At 37.2% G+C, this 18,376-nt stretch carries 19 protein-coding genes and 1 riboswitch; of the genes, 12 read left to right on the forward strand and 7 right to left on the reverse strand.

Translation table 11 applies throughout. The features are described 5' to 3' along the window. The first annotated feature begins 55 nt into the window (after positions 1–55). Complete coding sequence (pepF, locus tag LC095_RS23865) at positions 56–1,885, forward strand: oligoendopeptidase F (protein ID WP_226530503.1); 1,830 nt, start codon at positions 56–58, stop codon at positions 1,883–1,885. A gap of 197 nt (positions 1,886–2,082) precedes the next feature. Here pepF and LC095_RS23870 read toward each other — a convergent pair whose 3' ends face one another. The 5 genes from LC095_RS23870 to LC095_RS23890 all read right to left on the reverse strand — a co-directional run bounded on the left by LC095_RS23870 (position 2,083) and on the right by LC095_RS23890 (position 5,403). Beyond that, positions 2,083–2,238: a hypothetical protein gene (locus tag LC095_RS23870; RefSeq protein WP_226530504.1), complete on the reverse strand. Its 156-nt coding sequence runs from the start codon at positions 2,236–2,238 to the stop codon at positions 2,083–2,085. A 393-nt stretch (positions 2,239–2,631) separates the two neighbouring features. Next, positions 2,632–3,516, reverse strand: coding sequence for a ClpXP adapter SpxH family protein (locus tag LC095_RS23875; protein WP_226530477.1), 885 nt, complete (start codon positions 3,514–3,516; stop codon positions 2,632–2,634). Beyond that, positions 3,500–3,931 (reverse strand): hypothetical protein, encoded by a 432-nt coding sequence (locus LC095_RS23880; RefSeq protein WP_226530478.1) that lies wholly within the window; start codon positions 3,929–3,931, stop codon positions 3,500–3,502. The genes LC095_RS23875 and LC095_RS23880 overlap by 17 nt, the downstream gene beginning before the upstream one ends. A gap of 231 nt (positions 3,932–4,162) precedes the next feature. Beyond that, complete coding sequence (locus tag LC095_RS23885) at positions 4,163–4,807, reverse strand: lytic transglycosylase domain-containing protein (protein ID WP_413467538.1); 645 nt, start codon at positions 4,805–4,807, stop codon at positions 4,163–4,165. Between the two features lie 11 nt (positions 4,808–4,818). Continuing rightward, positions 4,819–5,403 (reverse strand): CYTH domain-containing protein, encoded by a 585-nt coding sequence (locus tag LC095_RS23890; protein ID WP_226530479.1) that lies wholly within the window; start codon positions 5,401–5,403, stop codon positions 4,819–4,821. A gap of 161 nt (positions 5,404–5,564) precedes the next feature. Here LC095_RS23890 and LC095_RS23895 point away from each other — a divergent pair, with 161 nt between their 5' ends. The 4 genes from LC095_RS23895 to LC095_RS23910 are packed head-to-tail and all read left to right on the forward strand — an operon-like array spanning position 5,565 to position 8,363. After that, entirely contained in the window at positions 5,565–5,948 is a 384-nt protein-coding gene (locus tag LC095_RS23895) for a hypothetical protein (protein ID WP_226530480.1), read from the forward strand. A 42-nt stretch (positions 5,949–5,990) separates the two neighbouring features. Next, positions 5,991–6,620 (forward strand): GTP pyrophosphokinase family protein, encoded by a 630-nt coding sequence (locus tag LC095_RS23900; RefSeq protein ID WP_078435186.1) that lies wholly within the window; start codon positions 5,991–5,993, stop codon positions 6,618–6,620. Positions 6,621–6,669: 49 nt separating this feature from the next. After that, positions 6,670–7,473: an NAD kinase gene (locus LC095_RS23905; RefSeq protein WP_026561069.1), complete on the forward strand. Its 804-nt coding sequence runs from the start codon at positions 6,670–6,672 to the stop codon at positions 7,471–7,473. After that, positions 7,473–8,363, forward strand: coding sequence for an RluA family pseudouridine synthase (locus LC095_RS23910; protein WP_226530481.1), 891 nt, complete (start codon positions 7,473–7,475; stop codon positions 8,361–8,363). Before LC095_RS23905 ends, LC095_RS23910 begins: the two co-directional genes overlap by 1 nt. Positions 8,364–8,410: 47 nt before the next feature. On the opposite strand, the gene prpE is transcribed toward LC095_RS23910, so the two are convergent. Then, positions 8,411–9,145, reverse strand: coding sequence for a bis(5'-nucleosyl)-tetraphosphatase PrpE (gene prpE / locus LC095_RS23915; protein WP_226530482.1), 735 nt, complete (start codon positions 9,143–9,145; stop codon positions 8,411–8,413). Between the two features lie 70 nt (positions 9,146–9,215). Further along, positions 9,216–10,391: an FtsW/RodA/SpoVE family cell cycle protein gene (locus tag LC095_RS23920; RefSeq protein WP_226530483.1), complete on the reverse strand. Its 1,176-nt coding sequence runs from the start codon at positions 10,389–10,391 to the stop codon at positions 9,216–9,218. A 351-nt stretch (positions 10,392–10,742) separates the two neighbouring features. On the opposite strand from LC095_RS23920, the gene mgtE reads away from it, so the two are divergent. From mgtE to LC095_RS23955, 7 genes are all read left to right on the forward strand, one after another. Beyond that, positions 10,743–12,110 (forward strand): magnesium transporter, encoded by a 1,368-nt coding sequence (gene mgtE / locus LC095_RS23925; RefSeq protein WP_226530484.1) that lies wholly within the window; start codon positions 10,743–10,745, stop codon positions 12,108–12,110. Between the two features lie 179 nt (positions 12,111–12,289). Beyond that, positions 12,290–14,137, forward strand: a complete 1,848-nt coding sequence (locus LC095_RS23930; protein ID WP_226530506.1) for a monovalent cation:proton antiporter family protein — start codon at positions 12,290–12,292, stop codon at positions 14,135–14,137. Positions 14,138–14,468: 331 nt separating this feature from the next. Beyond that, a riboswitch (TPP riboswitch) is annotated at positions 14,469–14,578 on the forward strand. Between the two features lie 77 nt (positions 14,579–14,655). Next, positions 14,656–15,273, forward strand: coding sequence for a thiazole tautomerase TenI (gene tenI / locus LC095_RS23935; RefSeq protein WP_226530507.1), 618 nt, complete (start codon positions 14,656–14,658; stop codon positions 15,271–15,273). Then, on the forward strand, positions 15,257–16,384 hold the full coding sequence (gene thiO / locus LC095_RS23940) for a glycine oxidase ThiO (RefSeq protein WP_226530485.1): 1,128 nt from the start codon (positions 15,257–15,259) through the stop codon (positions 16,382–16,384). Before tenI ends, thiO begins: the two co-directional genes overlap by 17 nt. Beyond that, positions 16,381–16,584 carry a sulfur carrier protein ThiS gene (gene thiS, locus LC095_RS23945; protein ID WP_226530486.1) on the forward strand — a complete coding sequence of 68 codons (204 nt, stop codon included), beginning with the start codon at positions 16,381–16,383 and terminating at the stop codon, positions 16,582–16,584. Before thiO ends, thiS begins: the two co-directional genes overlap by 4 nt. After that, a complete protein-coding gene (locus LC095_RS23950) occupies positions 16,584–17,357 on the forward strand; it encodes a thiazole synthase (protein WP_319005847.1) in 774 nt (257 codons plus the stop codon). Before thiS ends, LC095_RS23950 begins: the two co-directional genes overlap by 1 nt. Beyond that, complete coding sequence (locus tag LC095_RS23955) at positions 17,357–18,373, forward strand: thiazole biosynthesis adenylyltransferase ThiF (RefSeq protein ID WP_226530488.1); 1,017 nt, start codon at positions 17,357–17,359, stop codon at positions 18,371–18,373. Before LC095_RS23950 ends, LC095_RS23955 begins: the two co-directional genes overlap by 1 nt. The last annotated feature ends 3 nt before the right edge of the window (positions 18,374–18,376 follow it).

The raw sequence follows: 18,376 nt of genomic DNA on the forward strand, positions 1-18,376 counted from the left end.
GGGTTCAATGAGCCCAAGCTCCGCATTAGCTGTCAACGTTAAAGGGGGAAATGATATGTCGGAACAAACAGCAGTAAAAAAGTTACCATCTAGAAGTGACATCAAAGTAGATGATACATGGAGATTAGAGGATATTTTTTCTACAGATGATGCCTGGGAGAAAGAATATAATGAAGTTCAACAAGCACTACCTAAAGTAGCTGAGTTTAAAGGAAAACTAGGGGACAGTGCAGCATCTCTTCATGAAGCTCTTTCCTATCAAGACGAGGTTATGGAGCGCTTAGGAAAACTGTATACATATGCACATATGAGGTATGATCAGGACACAACAAACTCAAAATACCAGGCATTAAATGATCGTGCCAGAAACTTATACACACAGGCTTCAAGTATTAGCTCATATATTGTACCGGAAATTCTATCAATTGATGAAGCGAAAATTAAGCAATTTTTAGGAGAAAAAGAAGAACTGAAACTATATGAGCATGCTTTAGACGAAATTAATCGCCAGCGTCCACATGTTCTTTCGGCTGAAAAGGAAGAACTATTGGCTGAAGCTTCAGAGGTTTTAGATTCTTCAAGCAATACATTTGGTATGCTGAACAATGCTGACTTAACTTTCCCGACAATTAAGGATGAAAACGGAGAAGAGGTAGAAATCACACATGGCCGATATATCCGCTTTTTAGAAAGTGAAGATCGCAGAGTACGTGAAGAGGCATTTAAAGCAGTATATGGCAAATATGATGAATTCAAAAACACTTTTGCCAGTACTCTAAGTGGGACAGTAAAAAAAGACAATTTTAGTGCAAAGGTAAGAAACTATGATTCAGCTAGGCAGGCAGCACTAAGCAGTGACAATATTCCTGAGGAAGTCTACGAAAATTTAGTGAATACGATTCATGATCATTTGGATTTGCTTCAACGTTATGTGAAGCTTCGTAAAGAAGTACTGAAGCTTGATGAAGTTCATATGTATGATCTGTATACACCGCTCATCAAAGATGTGAAAATGGAAGTAACCTATGAAGAAGCAAAAGACTATATCTTAAAAGGTCTTGAGCCATTAGGAGAAGATTACATCTCAATACTTGAAGAAGGCTTTGAAAATCGTTGGGTTGATGTACATGAAAATAAGGGAAAACGCAGTGGTGCCTATTCATCAGGTGCATATGGAACAAATCCATATATATTAATGAACTGGCAGGATAATGTAAACAATTTATTTACACTTGCTCATGAGTTCGGACATTCTGTACACAGCTATTACACACGCAAGTCTCAACCATATCCTTATGGAAACTACTCTATTTTCGTTGCAGAAGTAGCTTCGACTTGTAATGAAGCACTGTTAAATCATTATCTGTTAAATACAATTGATGACGAAAAGAAACGGCTATATTTATTGAATCATTTCCTTGAAGGATTTAGAGGAACTGTTTTCCGTCAAACAATGTTTGCTGAATTTGAACATATCATTCATCAAAAAGCACAGGATGGAGAACCGCTAACACCTGAATTATTAACAAAAACTTACTATGACTTAAACAAAAAATACTTTGGTGAAGATATTGTAGTTGATGAAGAAATAGGATTGGAATGGTCAAGAATTCCTCATTTCTATTACAATTACTATGTTTATCAATATGCAACAGGATATAGTGCTGCAACAGCATTGAGCAACCAAATTCTAGAGGAAGGTCAGCCTGCTGTAGACCGTTATGTAGAATTTTTAAAAGCAGGAAGCTCTGATTATCCAATTGAAGTTCTTAAAAAAGCAGGTGTTGATATGACTTCATCTGCACCGATCGAAGAAGCTTGCAAAGTGTTTGAAGAAAAATTAAATGAAATGGAAGAGTTATTAGCGAAAGTGAATAGTTATTAGAAAAGCGCAAGCGCCTTGACCAGCCTAGGGCAAATAAGGCGATTTGGAATAGAAGGCGATCTTTGCCTTCAATTCCAAATTGACTTATGACCTCGAGGGGCTAGGCGCTGGAGCTAGACACCTACACTAAGTACAAAATTTTTTACTTTCTTACCTGTAACTATAAAAGGAATATGCATACGCACATTCCTTTTTATTTAAAATCCTTTAAACGTTTTTCGATGGTTAATAAAATAAAGAGTTGTAAAAATAGCAATAAATAGTAGAGGAGACGTAATATATAGCGGGAAAATGTCCATAAATGCTAATAAGTTAATAATGATTAAAACAATTGTTATGAAGGTTAGAAGCAGGATCCAGCTACCTTTCATGAGTAATCCCCCTTTGAATTAATTCTTAGTATTTTATATGTTATCAGTGAGCCAATTATCCATGAAAATTGAGACAGGTTAAGTCATCGAGAAGTGCATGCAAACATCATTTGAATGTGAATTTTTTGTGAAAAGGAGCTATCTTACTTGTCAAATGTCGACACATTTTGATATATTATAGATGTGAAATTAATCACAAACAAACATTTACCCCTTTGTTTGACCGTGAAAAATTTCTCCCATCCCCTTTGTTGTCGTTAAGACATATAAAAAAGACCCTTTACTTTGTATAGGGTCTTTTTATTTTGGAAGCGGAAGTTTCTTTACTTTCTTATCCATAAAAAAGAGATTGACTATAGTCAATCCCCAATCCCTTTATTTGGTTCCTATATATCTCCAAAATGTTCCATGTTTCGCTTGAACCTTTTCAACTTTTTGGGAAAGAACCAGCTTTTTAAGCTCTTTTTCTACTTCAGTTATGGTCATATTATAAACAGTTGCAATCTCAACTGATGCAACAAATCGATAATGCTGTAAGAAGATTTCCAATGGAGGTGTGTGTGAAGGTTTAATCACGTCACCAACCATTTCTTCTAAAAGCTGTACATACATATCATAAGAATAAATGCCGGTTATTTTTAATCCTTCCTGCTCAACTTCTTCGCTAAAAAAAGCGAGTGTGGGGATTTCCTGAATATCCATTTCTGATGTGATTTTAAGATCACATTGCAATGCTTTTGCAGCACTATCAGAATGGAGGTCCTTTTGAAATTCAGTTACATCCAGTCCTACGTTATTAGCAATATCTACTAAAATTTCTTCTTCTGATACATTTTGACTTTCAATAAATAATAGTTCCTGCAATTTACGTAAATAGCGAAGTCCTGCTTTTCTACCTTGCAATTCTGCGGATTTTATTGCAAGAGATGCACGGTACGGAGTTGATAATGGATTTTCCATCCATACTTTACCATCACAAGACATGCCTGTACGACATGCAGTTTTTTCCCAAGCTTGAGCGAGCTTTTCAGGGCTTTTTCTTTTCGTAATATTCAATGTTGCGAGGCGTCCGCTAATGATGTATTTAAGGGTAAAGAGCCGTCCGTACTCGATTTGCAACTTTTTTACAATTGGTTCCAATGCCCAACATTCAGGGCAAAGAGGATCAACAAACATATATATTTCAATTGGTTTATCAGGATGCCCATGACAATGGGAGAAGAAGAGGGATACGTTCTGTTTCTCATGATGTTCCTTCATTGCTTGTGCCTTCTTTCTGATTGCTTTCTTCTTCCGGTTCAATTGTGTTGACCATATGATGTGCTGTTAGCTGTAATCGATGAAGGAGAAAATCCCTTATTTCTCCTTCTAAGCCTGTTTCTTTCATAGCAGTTTGCATACAGCTTATCCAAGCATTTGCTCTGGAAGGTGTGATTTCAAAGGGCAGATGTCTTGCTCTTAACATCGGATGCCCATGTTCTTCCGTATAAAGTTGTGGTCCACCTAAGTACTGTGTCAGAAATTGCTTTTGCTTACGTGCTGTTTCCGTGAGATCATCTGGAAATATGGGAGCCAGTAACGGGTGTTTCTGAACATGAGAATAAAAGGTATCAACAAGCTGCGAAAGTGTTTCTTCTCCGATCGCTTCATAAGGTGTTAAATGTTGATTCGTCATGTTGATTTCTCCTTTTCGATGTGCTAAATAACAGGGTACGTTAAAATTGAATCTTAGGTAGCTTTTGTTTTTGATGTAAATTCATTTTAACAAGCGTTCTTACATATCTCAAACAAACCGCTCTCAAATGTTATATTTACCATTATTGTATGTGGAAGAGATGGTAGTATGTATAAGTTGTCTCATGTGAAAAAAAGACCATCATAGAAGATGGCCTTTAAAAAGTTTGCTTTACACCAGATAGGTTGACGTGATTTTTCTTACATAGTTTTGTGTTTCTTTAAATGGGGGAATGCCGCCATATTTGTCTACGTTTCCGGGTCCCGCATTATATGCTGCTAAAGCGAGGGAAACATCTCCATTGTATCGTGATAGCATTTGTTTTAAATATTTTGTTCCACCGTCAACATTTTGGGCTGCATCTAACGGATTATCTACTCCAAGAGATCTTGCAGTTGCAGGCATCAGCTGCATCAATCCCATTGCTCCGGCATGGCTTTTGGCAGACGGGTTAAAACCGGATTCCTGTATAATGACAGCACGAATTAACTTCTCATCTACACCATACTTTTCGGCTGCTTTATTAATGATTTCATCAATTGAGTTTGCCTGTAAAGGAGCGTCCGATTGACTAGTAGGATTCAATTGATCTACAACAGGGGAACTCATTAACGAAGATATTGGCAAAGATGATAGTGTTGGTATAACATTCTGTTGGACTGTTTCATTATTACTGCTGGTACCGACTGATAAGAAAGATTTTAGCAGTTCTTGAAAATTCGTTTCAAAAGTGGAATTACTTGACTGATTAGCAGATTGATTAAAGCTTTGAAGTGCTTGCAGTTCAAGCATGGTTTTGTAATATTGCATTTTAATATCCAATAGTCTTACCTCATCTCACTATATTTTTGCTCATAAAACCGGCGAATTTTATTTTTCGTTTCACGAATTGGAATATTTAGTTCTTCTAAAAGATTATCGAAAACCTTTTTCCCTTCTTGTTCATCTGTTACTTCATATTCAAGTTCAAAGTCCTCTATATTTAAATATCGGCTGTGATCGATCACAAGTAAACCATTTTTATAATTTATTTCTGCCCGTAATGTGGATAAAGTACCAAAATAGCTCATGTCCGCTTTATTAATTCCAAGGCTTGTTATTCTCTCAGTAATTTGTCCATCCTCTAGGATCCCTGTTTCCATCATCTGTTGTGCTGCTTCTTTTGTAACGATTTGATGAGTCTCCAGTATGCCGACTTGTGCAGGCTCCTTTAATGTCATGACAAATTGATTCTGTTTCTTTCGAATTCGAAGAGCAGATCCACGTTCTTTTAAAGAAAACTGCGGGGTGTCAAAATAATGATTTTCCTGAAGAAAAAACTGTTCATCCTTCAACTGAAATACTTTTTTTATGTTCGTAAACTCATTGCGAGTTAATATGTTTTTAAATTCTATTTCTATTTCCTGTGACATATCGGTTTGACCTCACTAATCAGAGTTTCAACGAAAGCCATTACCTTCAACAGGTGCTTCCGCATTTCTTATTATCTCTCGAATTTAAATAGTCTGCAATGTTATCATGTAACTTTTTAATATGGTAAAATAATCTTGGATTGTAATGGAAGGAGATTCGTATGAATACTAGAATTGAATTAGTCGAAGCAAAAGTAGAAGATCATGTATTAATTTTGGAGCCGGGAGAAATTTCATCCGGATTGGAACAAAGTGATGTAAAGGCACAAGGACAGATGCTTGTTGATTCTGATCAATTGGCTTTTATTTATATATTAGAATCAGGGGATGAGTTTGTCTATGCAAGTCTTCCTCATCAAATTTGGCCGCAATTAAAAGAAGCGTTGGATAAAGAGTATAAAGTTGCTATGAAATTGAAGGCCAAGCAGATTGAGCTCGAAAATTTAACAGAAGAATTACGTTATCTATTAGAAAATATTAAAGATAATGCAAATTACGGAGATGAAATGGAGAGCAAGGTAGTAGAACTTTTTTCTCTATCTTAAAATGTAGTGGACAACAGGCGGTTGTGTTAGGGGGATACATAGATGGAAGGTCAACAATGGAAAGCCTTTTTGGCTCCTTATAACCAGGCAGTGGAGGAATTAAAGGTTAAGTTAAGAGGCATTCGGTCACAATATGAGCTGGAACATTCTAATTCTCCGATCGAGTTTGTTACTGGCCGAGTGAAGCCTATTGCTAGTATTTTAGATAAAGCTAAGCGGAAAAATATAGCAATGGAAGATTTGGAAGAAGGTCTTCAAGATATCGCAGGGGTAAGGATGATGTGTCAGTTTGTTGATGATATTCGATTTGTTGTAAATATGTTGAAAAATCGAAACGACCTGGAAATCATTGAGGAACGAGACTATATTACAAATCAAAAAGACAGTGGTTACAGATCTTATCACCTTGTTGCAAGATACCCGGTACAAACCATTGCAGGTGAAAAGAAGCTGTTGGTTGAAATTCAGATTCGTACGTTATCAATGAATTTTTGGGCAACGATTGAACACTCATTAAATTATAAATACAGTGGAAACATTCCGGACAACATCAAAGTCCGCTTAAAACGAGCTGCTGAAGCTGCATACTCACTAGATGAAGAAATGTCCCAGATAAGAGGAGAAATCCAAGAAGCCCAGGCTATTTTCTCAAGGAAGACTGATAAAAAATAAGCTGAACACTAACCTTATTATGAAAATAAACAATAAAGGGGTAGTATCTATGAAATTTGCTATTTCATCAAAGGGTGATCCAATTTCAAACTCAATTATGCAAAAAATGAAAACCTATTTACTTGATTTTCAGCTGGAATATGATGAAGAATGTCCGGATATCGTGATTTCAGTTGGAGGAGATGGAACGCTGTTGTATGCATTTCATCGCTACAAAAGCAGACTGGACAAAACCGCCTTTATTGGAGTACATACCGGTCACTTAGGATTTTACGCCGATTGGGTACCTGAAGAAATTGAAAAGCTTGTGATTGCCATAGCAAAAACACCTTACCAGGTTGTTGAATATCCGATCTTAGAGGTTATTGTCCGTCATAATGATGGTGGCAGGGAGGCAAGGTATTTGGCTCTCAATGAATGTACGGTGAAAAGTATTGAAGGAACATTGGTTATGAACGTTGAAATTAAAGGCCAAATGTTTGAAACCTTTAGAGGTGACGGATTATGTATATCAACACCGTCAGGAAGCACGGCTTATAATAAAGCTCTTGGTGGAGCCATTTTACATCCTTCTTTACGGGCGATTCAATTGGCGGAAATGGCTTCTATAAATAATAGAGTCTTTCGAACAATTGGATCACCATTAATTTTACCTGAGCATCATACATGTATGCTGAAGCCGGTAAATGATGTTGATTTTCAGGTTACGATTGATCATCTCACCTTGCTGCATAAAGATGTAAAGTCCATTCAATGTAGAGTGGCCCATGAAAATGTCCGATTTGCACGATTTAAGCCATTTCCATTTTGGAATCGTGTACGAGATTCATTTGTGGGAAATACAGAAAAATAATGAACAGAGCGTTTCATCTGAAGTGGACCATTCGCAAGGAAGAAGATGGTATGCTCATCTTTGACTTTGTGAAAGCAAAGCAAATCTCTAAACGTGCTTTAACAGATATTAAATTTAATGGCGGCGACATATTAGTTAACTCGGAACATGTGACTGTCAGGCATAAGGTAAAAGAAGGAGATGTCCTAACAATCATTTTTCCCGAGGAAGAACGAGGCTCAGGCCTACAGGCAGACAAAGTACCATTTAACATTGTTTATGAAGATCAACATTGTTTAGTGATTAATAAACCGCCATATGTCCCGTCTATCCCCTCCCGGGAGCATACAAAAGGAACATTGGCGAACGGATTGATTGATTATTATGAAAAACATCATATACCTTCGACCGTTCACATTGTGAATCGATTAGATAAAGATACATCAGGACTTATGCTTGTTGCGAAACACCGATTTGCTCACTCTTTATTTTCTACTCAACAAAAAACCAAGCAAATCCATCGCACGTACAAAGCAGTCGTGCATGGTGTATTGGCTCTGGATAAGGGCACGATAACAGCTCCGATTGGCAGAAAAAAAGATAGTATTATCGAGAGAGAAGTTTGTGAAGAAGGACAGGTGGCAGTTACTCATTATGAGGTCATTCAACGACTGGAGGATAAAACGCTTGTAGAGCTGGTCCTTGAAACTGGCAGAACTCATCAAATCCGAGTGCATATGTCTTCACTCGGGAACCCTTTATGTGGAGACCAATTATACGGTGGAAATGAAAACGAGATCAAAAGACAGGCCCTTCATAGTTCACAGCTGTCATTTTGGCATCCTCTGTTAGAAAAGCAATTAACATTTGAAACGGAAATACCTGAGGATATGAGAGAATTACTTAATTAGCCCTACTGCATTATTAGTAGGGCCTTTTATAGTGAAGTGAACATCCATTATTTTTCCCTAAATCTTGTCTCATCATATGGCAGGCTGGATGGGACGGAAATAAGTTCTTCCTCCGGGTAACGGAAAGCGGTGAGTTTATTTCCAAAAACGGCTCCTGTATCAATATTAATTGTACGATTTACCCGTCTGGGTTCTTTAATTGGTGTATGACCATATACAATCATTGGTTTCCCTTGGTAATGCTGAGCCCAATCGCGGCGTACAGGTGTTCCATCCGGATTTTTCTTACCGGTAATATCTCCATATAACACAAAGGTTTTGACAGCATTGGTGTTCTTTCCTATATAATCTTCGCGAATGCCGGCGTGGGCAACAATCAATTTGCCATTATCGAGAATTTGATATAAATGAGAAGATTCGTATAACCACATAAATTTTGCTTTTACATCAGCTTGCTCATTGGTTGCTAACTGTTCATATTCTGCAACAGTGGTTTCAAGTCCATGAGTGATTTGGACTTTATTACCTAAAAAGAAGCGATAAAGCTTATTACAATGATTACCAGGTGAGTAGTGGGCATGATTCTCTTTTACAAGCTGGTATACAATCCGAATAACCTCAATAGAATTTGGTCCACGATCTGTTAAATCTCCCACAAAAGATAGCTTCCGTCCTTCAGGATGAACAGGCATACCAGATTCCCAATCATATCCCAATTTCTTCGTTAACTCTTCAAACTCTGTATAACATCCGTGTATATCACCAATCACATCGATTTTCATATGAAGACACCTCATATCATTGTTTTGCTAGTAATAAAAAGGGTACTCTAGAAATAGAGTACCACTTGTCTTAATCAAACATGTATTTTCTTGTGCGAGACCTGACATTTAAAACAATACCGATTGCGACCATATATGTTGCCAGTGAACTACCGCCGTAGCTAACAAAAGGTAATGGTAAGCCGGTAATCGGAAGAAGTCCGATTGTCATGCCGATGTTCTGGAATACTTGGAATGTAATCATCCCGATAACACCGGTACATAAATAGCTGCCAAATGGGTCATTACTTTCCAGAGAAATGTGAATCATTCTGTAGATAAGTAAAAAGAATAACGATACAACGATACTGCCGCCAATAAATCCAAATTGCTCAGAAATAATCGCAAAGATAAAGTCAGTATGGGCCTCAGGTAAATAAACTTCTAAATTATTATACCCTTTTCCATGTAGTTCTCCTGATCCGATAGCGAGGAGTGATTTTACAAGCTGGAAACCTTGTTCTCCTGAATATTCATAAGGATTTAACCAACCATAAAATCGGTCCAATTGATAAGATTGACCACCTAGAATGTATTTTAAAAGGATATCAGGGTATTTAAAAAATAGAATAAGAAATGTACCAACACCCACTACAAACGTAATAACGGCCGGCAGAATAATACGCCACTTAATACCTGAAATAAGCAGTAAAGAAGCAATAATTACACAAAATACCATTGTCATCCCCATATCCGGTTGTCTAATTAACAATAGAATAGGAGGGCCGGCAACAGCGGCTACTTTTCCGATAAGAAGAAAGTCATCTGTTGTTGTATTTTGCGGATACTTCTCTCGGTGGTCAGCGACAACCTTACTCAAGACGATAATAATGATAATTTTCATTAACTCTGATGGCTGAAAATTACCAAATGGTCCAAGTTTATACCAGGCTGTTGCTCCTTTAATGGTTTGAACAATTCCTTCCGGTAATATTTCTAAACCAAGTAAAAGTAAAAAGCCAAAACCATATAAATACCAAGCAAGCTGTCTAAACCGATCATAGTCAATGAGCATTGTCACTGCAATGGCAACTGCACCAATAATGTACCACTGAATTTGTTTCATCGAAAAATTGATGCTTTGCAGGGTTGCAGGTAATGTTGATTCAGCACTATTAATCGCGACTGAACTGACAATCGCTAATAAAAACAATATGAAAATTAACGTATAATCTATTTGTTGTTGAGGGGATTTATCATTTGTCATAGCCGATCCCTTTCTAAAATCTTTTAACTTGAAAAACAGTCCATCTTCATTGTATCATGTACAATCTTAAAGGATTGTGAACGATTTGCAAAGAATCCTTTTTAAAAAGATGTGGAATGTACAATTTATTTTGTTTTTTGTTATGCTGCAGGTCACTTCACTTTTCAGAAATGTTTCATTTGTGTAAATAGTCGTCAACTTATTGATTCATCATTTGTATATAGAATATTATAGTTATTATGGACAGAAGCACAATATGTAGAAGGATATAAGTTTTTGTCGAACGCATGAGATATTTTTCCATATAAATATAAACGATCCAATCGATTAAAAAGAGAGGAGGAACAACTTATGTCAGAAATAAAAGAACAGGCAGAACATGAAGTGGAAGCACTTCTAACAAGTTTGTCAGATAAAAATATGGATGAATTCCGTTCCATTTTTTTAGAGCAACATCCATATGACCAAGCAAATGTATTTATTAAACTTGATCTTGATCAACGAAATACAGTATATCAATATCTTTCTCCTGAAGAAATGGCTGCAGTGTTTGAAAATATTGAGGATGAAGACGGTCAATATGAAACCTATTTATCTGAAATGGATCCCACATTTGCGGCACAGATGCTTGCCCAGATGTATGCGGATGATGCAGTCGACGTTTTGAATGAATTAGATAAAGATCAGGTTGCAAGCTATTTAACGATTATGGATGATGATGCAGCTGAAGAAATTCGGGAGTTGCTTCATTATGAAGAATATACTGCAGGTAGTATTATGACAACTGAGTATATCTCCATTCATGCCCATCAAACAGTACACTCTGCCATGCAAATATTGAAGCAGGAAGCACCGAATGCAGAAACTATTTATTATGTGTTTGTCATTGATGAAGAAGAGAAGCTGGCAGGCGTTATTTCGTTAAGAGATCTGATTATAAGTGATTCAGATACAATGATTTCAGAGATTATGAGCGAGAGGGTATATTCTGTAAGTGTTGCTGAGGATCAAGAAGAAGTCGCAAGAAAAATGAAGGACTATAACTTTTTAGCTCTTCCAGTTGTTGATTTTCAGGGCCATCTACTAGGAATCATCACAGTTGATGATATCGTTGATGTTATTGATGAAGAGGCGAGTGATGACTATTCAAAATTAGCCGCTGTTTCTGATGTTGGATCAACAGATCGAAATCCGTTTTCAGCAGCTAAAAAGAGATTGCCATGGCTGATTATCTTATTGTTCTTAGGAATGTTTACGGCAAGTTTAATCGGACGATTTGAAGAAACTCTAGACAAAGTCGCCATTTTAGCTGTTTTTATTCCATTAATTGCGGGAATGGCCGGTAACACTGGGACACAGGCATTAGCGGTTGCTGTTAGAAGAATTTCATTAGGAGACACCGAAGATCAAAGTTTAAGCAAAATGGTATTCAAGGAAGCTGGCACTGGACTCATTACAGGAACAATATGTGGAATTGTTGTTGCTCTTACTGTCTTTATTTGGAAGGGGACACTTTTTCTGGGAATATTAGTCGGTGTGTCTATTTTGGCTACATTAACAGTTGCGACCATTTCAGGAGCATTCATTCCGCTAATCATGCACAAACTAAAGGTTGACCCTGCTGTTGCATCAGGACCTTTTATTACAACGATTAATGATATTATTAGTATTTTAATTTATTTTGGAATGGCTACATTGTTTATGCAATATTTGATTTAACAACGGCAAGCATATTAATACAATTCAAAATTAAATTTGTATATGATAGGAACTAGAATTATCTCAAACAACTTTTGGTCACAATGAAAAATGATGAGGTTGAATGCAGTGAAATACGAGTATCTTCATTTCTGCATTCAACCATTTCAATTATAGAAAAAATAAAAAGGAGGGATAGGATGCACGGAGCTTCTGTAACTTCATTAGTTATTGTTATTCTCGCAGCCTTTTTAACCCCAATTTTACTCCACCGTTTAAAATTAAATTTTATGCCGGTTGTGGTAGCTGAGATTATCATCGGGTTATTTATTGGGAAAAGCGGCTTCAATATTGTTCACGAGGATATGTGGTTGGAGACATTATCAATGCTTGGCTTTATCTTCCTAATGTTTCTTAGTGGACTTGAAATCGACTTTACAGCATTTGCGGGAGGGAAGAAGAAAGAAAAGCTTCCTTCAGGGAAAAATGCTCCAAATACATTCTTAGTTTCAACTATTATTTTTGTGGGGATATTTGCCTTATCATTATTACTTTCTTACATATTTGTCTGGATCGGTTTAATGGACAATGCCTTCCTCATGACATTGATCATTTCAACCATTTCGCTAGGTGTTGTTGTTCCTACTTTAAAAGATGCCGGCATTATGAAATCCAACATCGGTCAAATTATTTTGCTGGTCGCTGTAATTGCTGATTTAGTAACGATGATTTTACTTGCTGTTTTTGCCTCTATATATGGAGGAGGAGAAAGCAATACATGGCTGCTACTCATTCTGTTTGGAGCTGGTGTTGCGCTTTACTTCTTAGGAAAAACGTTTATGAATCGGTCGTTCATTGAAACAATGTCAAAGGGAACCATTCAAATTGGGACTCGTGCTGTTTTTACTTTAATCATTTTATTAGTGGCAATCTCTGAGACTATAGGGGCAGAAAATATCCTTGGAGCCTTTTTAGCAGGGGTATTAGTATCACTCCTATCTCCTAACAAAGAAATGGTTCAAAAACTTGATTCGTTTGGATATGGTTTTCTCATTCCGATTTTCTTTGTAATGGTGGGGGTCGATTTAGATATATGGGCATTATTCCAAGATCCTAAAATTTTCATATTAATCCCATTATTGTTTATCGCTTTACTAATTTCTAAAATTGTACCCGTATTGTATTTGAAAAAATGGTATGACATGAAAACCACTTTAGCTTCTGGGTTCTTGTTAACATCAACCTTATCTTTAGTTATTGCAGCAGCGACAATCGGGGAAAGGATGGAAATCATTACATCTCAAATGTCAGGGGCATTGATTTTAGTTGCTGTAATTACGAGTATTGTCACACCAATATTCTTTAAAAAGCTGTTCCCTAAAACGGAAGCAGAGCCTACAAAAATTAAAGTGGCATTTATTGGTGCAAACCAAATGACATTACCTGTAACAAGGGAATTAAATCCAGATCTGTATGAAACAACGGTTTATCATATTCAACAAGACAAAATTGATAAGCAAATAGCTGAATCATTATTCGAAATCAAAGAAATTAGTGAGTTTCAGGTTGATGCTTTAAAAGAACAGAATGCATTTGATGTTGATATGATTGTTGTGGCAACTGGAGATGAACAGAAAAATGCTGCGATTGCCCTGTATGCAAAAGAAGAACAAGTTAATCGGGTAATTGCGAGTGTTGCTTCACCAGACTTAGCAAGTAAGTTAAAAGATGAAGAAATCGACATCTTCTCAACACTACTATCTACGAATACAGTGCTGCGTGCTTTAATTGAAGCACCAAGTGTGATGAGAATTTTGACAAACCAAGAAACAACTCTTTACCAAATCAATTTAAACAATCCAAAATACGATGATATTCTATTACGTAACTTTCCGTTTACTGGTGACATCATTTTCGTAAGAATTTTTAGAGGAAAAGATTCCATTGTACCTCACGGTGATACAGACCTTAAACTCGGCGACCGTCTCATCGTCACAGGCTCAAGAGAATATGTGAATGAACTTAAACAGGAGTTGGAGTTAGTCTGATATTTGTAGGATAATGTATTTTGTTTATTTTTAATGATTGCTTTTTCATAAAGATTAATCTTTGAATATTTATTATTAAGTCGATAGTGTAATGGAGCGGAAGACACTTGACTCCTGCGGGAGATTGAGGAAAGGCTGAGACCCCACAGGCGAAGCCGAGGAGGCTCAGCTTCCTCCCCGCGGAAAGCAAGTGTCTGGAGTGGAATGGAACGACATACTTTCACATTAAAATAGAGTATAAAGTTTCTCAAACGCTATTTTATTTCAATTCTTTCTTGAAAGTTCGCACACATTTGGTATGATATTAATAAATAACAAATAAATATTGGCAATCAACCGCTAGGGGAGCCCTATACAATGGGCTGAGATTAAAGTGATTCTTTAAGACCCTTATAACCTGATCTGGTTCATACCAGCGTAGGGAAGTGGATTACTGCATGATATAAAAATGTATGTAAAACCACTTTTCTATAGAAAAGTGGTTTTTTTATTTGCCATAAAAGAACTAGGTGATCGTAATGGAATTCCATGTCATAACAGATGGTAAGCAAACCATAAATGAACTGATATCTAGATTGTCAATCATTCACACGGAAGTGGATTATATCCACATTCGAGAAAAAACAAAATCAGCTTCAGACATAATGGATCTCTTATCTGTGTTAGTGGACAAAGGTGTACCAAAGGAAAAGCTCGTCATAAATGATCGAATGGATGTGGCTGTTTTACAAAACATACCTAATCTTCATTTACCAAGCCATGGCTTTTCGATTCGGGAAGTAAAAAAATATAGGCCTTCATTTAGAATCGGCCGATCGATTCATTCTTTAGAGGAAGCGATTCAATGTGAGCGTGAAGGCGCAGATTATTTATTATATGGGCATATTTTTGAAACAACGTGTAAAGCAGATCTTTTGCCTCGGGGTGTCGAGCAGTTGAAGGACATTTGTAAAAACGTCAAGATACCGGTTATCGCAATAGGAGGAATTACTCCCAAAACGATTGATCAACTAAACCGAACAAATGTACATGGTGTAGCGGTTATGTCTTATGTCATGGAGAGCAAAGACCCCAAGAGTGCATTGTTGACATTAAAGAAGGTAGTAGAGGAGAGATACAATGAGCAAGCACTATGATGTAGGAATTGTTGGTGGCGGAATCATTGGTCAATCGATTGCCTACCAATTGGCAAAAGAAGGTATCTCTGTCCTTGTGTTGGATCGTCATAAAGGTGGATCTGGTGCGACAAGTGCAGCAGCAGGAATGCTTGGAGCAAATTCTGAACTTGAACAGAATGATGCTTTTTTCCAGTTTGCAAAGGAAAGTCAACGACAATATCATCTATTACAAGACGAACTTTCTAATTTTTCACAGATTCATATTCAACTAGTTGATAAAGGAATGTATAAAGTAGCTTTATCTCAAGAAGAAGCCGTAGCTTTAAAAAAAGCGGTACAACATCATGAAGCACTTGAATGGCACACAAGGGAAACGGTTTTAAATCACGAACCTTCTGTTTCAAGTGAAATTGAAGGAGCACTTCATATCCCCGAGGATGGTCATGTTTCACCAATACATGTTTGTGAGGCATTTACAAAATCAGCTAGTTTACTTGGTGCAACTTTTATCGAGAATGCTCCTGTTCAGTCCATAAAAAAAACATCGGTCAATGACTATATACTCAGTACACCACAAGGAGACTTTACTTGTAATAAAGTAGTTATAGCGAATGGCGTTTGGAGCGGTTACTTCTTTAAACAGTTAGGGTTACCAAATGGCATGAAGCCTGTTAAAGGAGAATGCCTGGCAGTAAAAAGTAATACTTTGCATTTGGAAAAGACAATTTTTTATGATCATTGCTACATTGTTCCTAAAGGTGATGGAAGATTTGTCGTTGGTGCCACGATGGTAGAGGATGACTGGAGCACATCACCATCTTTAGGAGGAATTCATGCGTTAATTGAAAAGGTCTCCCCGCTCGTGCCGGGGATATCATCTGCGCAACTTATAAGCACCTGGGCAGGGTTAAGGCCACAATCGGAGGATGGAAAACCTTATATTGGAGTGCATCCTGAAGATGATAATATTCTATTTGCAACAGGACATTACCGAAACGGAATCCTGCTTGCTCCTAAAACAGGAACGATGATAAGGGATTTTATTTTAAAGAAAAAGATAGATGAAAACTATGTGAGAGCATTCTCTGTAACGAGAAATTTAGCACAGTCTAATGAGGTGATCGTATGAGCATAAAGCTTAATGGAGAGCTGGTTGATCTGAAGGAAGATGTTAAAACAGTTCAGCAGTTATTAGCTTTTTATCAGTTGGAAAACCGTCTGGTTATCGTAGAACATAATCGGGAAATTGTTGTAAAAGATCAATATGATTCAACAACCATTCAACATGGGGATGAAATTGAATTAGTTCATTTTGTAGGAGGAGGATGATTGACATGTTAAAAATTGCTGATAAAGTATTTCAATCAAGATTATTATTGGGGACAGGAAAATACCCGTCATTCGAAATTCAAAAGGAAGCTGTTGCTCAGTCAGAAGCAGAGATTTTGACGTTTGCGGTTCGTCGAATGAATATTTTCGAAGAATCTCAGCCGAATTTCCTTGAACAGTTAGATGTATCAAAATATACACTGTTGCCAAATACCGCGGGTGCAAAAACGGCTGAAGAGGCAGTGAGAATTGCAAAGCTTGCAAAAGCATCAGGATTATGTGACATGATTAAAGTAGAGGTGATCGGCTGTGACCGTTCATTGCTTCCAGATCCTGTTGAGACATTAAAAGCGAGCGAAATGCTGTTAGAAGAAGGATTTATTGTTTTACCGTATACATCAGATGATGTGGTTCTGGCAAGAAGATTAGAAGAATTAGGTGTTCATGCAATTATGCCTGGTGCTTCACCGATTGGTTCTGGTCAAGGATTATTAAATCCTCTTAATCTATCCTTTATTATTGAACAATCAAACGTGCCTGTTATTATTGATGCCGGAATAGGCTCTCCTGCAGATGCTGCATTGGCAATGGAACTCGGTGCTGATGGTGTCCTTTTAAATACAGCTGTTTCTGCTGCAAAAGATCCTGTGAAAATGGCTGTAGGGATGAAGCTAGCTATTGAAGCTGGCAGATTAGGGTATGAAGCTGGTAGAATAGCTAAAAAAGACTATGCCATCGCAAGTAGTCCAACAGAAGGAATGATTACAACTTAATGGAACGCTATTCTAGACAAATACTATTCTCTCCAATCGGGGAAAAAGGTCAAGAGCAAATACGAAAGAAACATATTCTTGTAGTTGGTGCAGGTGCATTGGGTACCGCAAATGCCGAGATGATTGCCCGCGCAGGGATAGGAAAACTAACAATCGTTGACCGTGATTATGTAGAATGGAGCAATTTGCAGCGGCAACAGCTTTATATAGAAGAAGATGCACAGAATCGAATCCCTAAAGCTATTGCGGCAAAGCTTCATCTGAAAAAAATAAATTCAGAAGTAGAAGTTCATTCATATGTTGAAGATGTAACATCGGCCAATATTGAAGAACTTGCTGAAGGTGTGGATTTAATCGTTGATGCCACCGATAACTTTGAAACAAGATTACTTATAAATGATGTGGCATTAAAACATGAGATTCCATGGATTTATGGTGGATGTGTTGGAAGTTATGGCTTATCTTTTACCATTATTCCTCACGAAACACCTTGCTTGCACTGCCTATTAAAACATATCCCGTTTGATGGAATGACATGTGATACGGTGGGGGTTATTTCACCAATCGTAAGCATGGTAGCTTCACATCAAACATCAGAAGCGCTAAAGCTTCTGGTGGGAGATGAAGAAAATAGACGTGGTAAGCTTGTATCCTTTGACTTATGGAAAAATCAATATTCATCAATCAACATGGACCGTCTAAAAAATAATGCTTGCCCGACATGTGGAACAAATCCAGTATACCCTTACTTAACAGCTGAAATGGAAACAAAGGCTGCCGTTCTATGTGGAAGAGATACTGTACAAATCAGACCAAGTGAGACAAAACAATTTTCATTTGCACAAGTGGCTGAACGAGTAAAGCCGCTTGCAGATGCATTTTTAGAAAATCCGTTTTTAATGTCATTTACATTTGGAGAGCATAGAATCGTTCTGTTTAAAGATGGGCGTGCCTTAATTCATGGAACAAAGGATATATCGGAAGCAAAGAAGATTTATCACCGCTACGTTGGGTAGTAG

The sequence above is a fragment of the Metabacillus niabensis genome (genome assembly GCF_020524345.1).
Lineage (GTDB): Bacteria > Bacillota > Bacilli > Bacillales > Bacillaceae > Metabacillus > Metabacillus niabensis_B.

Excerpts from the sequence above, each read along its gene's own strand:
- pepF (WP_226530503.1), top strand. The coding sequence starts at position 56 with ATGTCGGAACAAACAGCAGTAAAAAAGTTACCATCTAGAAGTGACATC.
- LC095_RS23875 (WP_226530477.1), bottom strand. The coding sequence starts at position 3,516 with ATGAAGGAACATCATGAGAAACAGAACGTATCCCTCTTCTTCTCCCAT.
- LC095_RS23880 (WP_226530478.1), bottom strand. The coding sequence starts at position 3,931 with ATGACGAATCAACATTTAACACCTTATGAAGCGATCGGAGAAGAAACA.
- LC095_RS23890 (WP_226530479.1), bottom strand. The coding sequence starts at position 5,403 with ATGTCACAGGAAATAGAAATAGAATTTAAAAACATATTAACTCGCAAT.
- LC095_RS23895 (WP_226530480.1), top strand. The coding sequence starts at position 5,565 with ATGAATACTAGAATTGAATTAGTCGAAGCAAAAGTAGAAGATCATGTA.
- LC095_RS23900 (WP_078435186.1), top strand. The coding sequence starts at position 5,991 with ATGGAAGGTCAACAATGGAAAGCCTTTTTGGCTCCTTATAACCAGGCA.
- LC095_RS23905 (WP_026561069.1), top strand. The coding sequence starts at position 6,670 with ATGAAATTTGCTATTTCATCAAAGGGTGATCCAATTTCAAACTCAATT.
- LC095_RS23910 (WP_226530481.1), top strand. The coding sequence starts at position 7,473 with ATGAACAGAGCGTTTCATCTGAAGTGGACCATTCGCAAGGAAGAAGAT.
- prpE (WP_226530482.1), bottom strand. The coding sequence starts at position 9,145 with ATGAAAATCGATGTGATTGGTGATATACACGGATGTTATACAGAGTTT.
- LC095_RS23920 (WP_226530483.1), bottom strand. The coding sequence starts at position 10,391 with ATGACAAATGATAAATCCCCTCAACAACAAATAGATTATACGTTAATT.
- mgtE (WP_226530484.1), top strand. The coding sequence starts at position 10,743 with ATGTCAGAAATAAAAGAACAGGCAGAACATGAAGTGGAAGCACTTCTA.
- LC095_RS23930 (WP_226530506.1), top strand. The coding sequence starts at position 12,290 with ATGCACGGAGCTTCTGTAACTTCATTAGTTATTGTTATTCTCGCAGCC.
- tenI (WP_226530507.1), top strand. The coding sequence starts at position 14,656 with ATGGAATTCCATGTCATAACAGATGGTAAGCAAACCATAAATGAACTG.
- thiO (WP_226530485.1), top strand. The coding sequence starts at position 15,257 with ATGAGCAAGCACTATGATGTAGGAATTGTTGGTGGCGGAATCATTGGT.
- thiS (WP_226530486.1), top strand. The coding sequence starts at position 16,381 with ATGAGCATAAAGCTTAATGGAGAGCTGGTTGATCTGAAGGAAGATGTT.
- LC095_RS23955 (WP_226530488.1), top strand. The coding sequence starts at position 17,357 with ATGGAACGCTATTCTAGACAAATACTATTCTCTCCAATCGGGGAAAAA.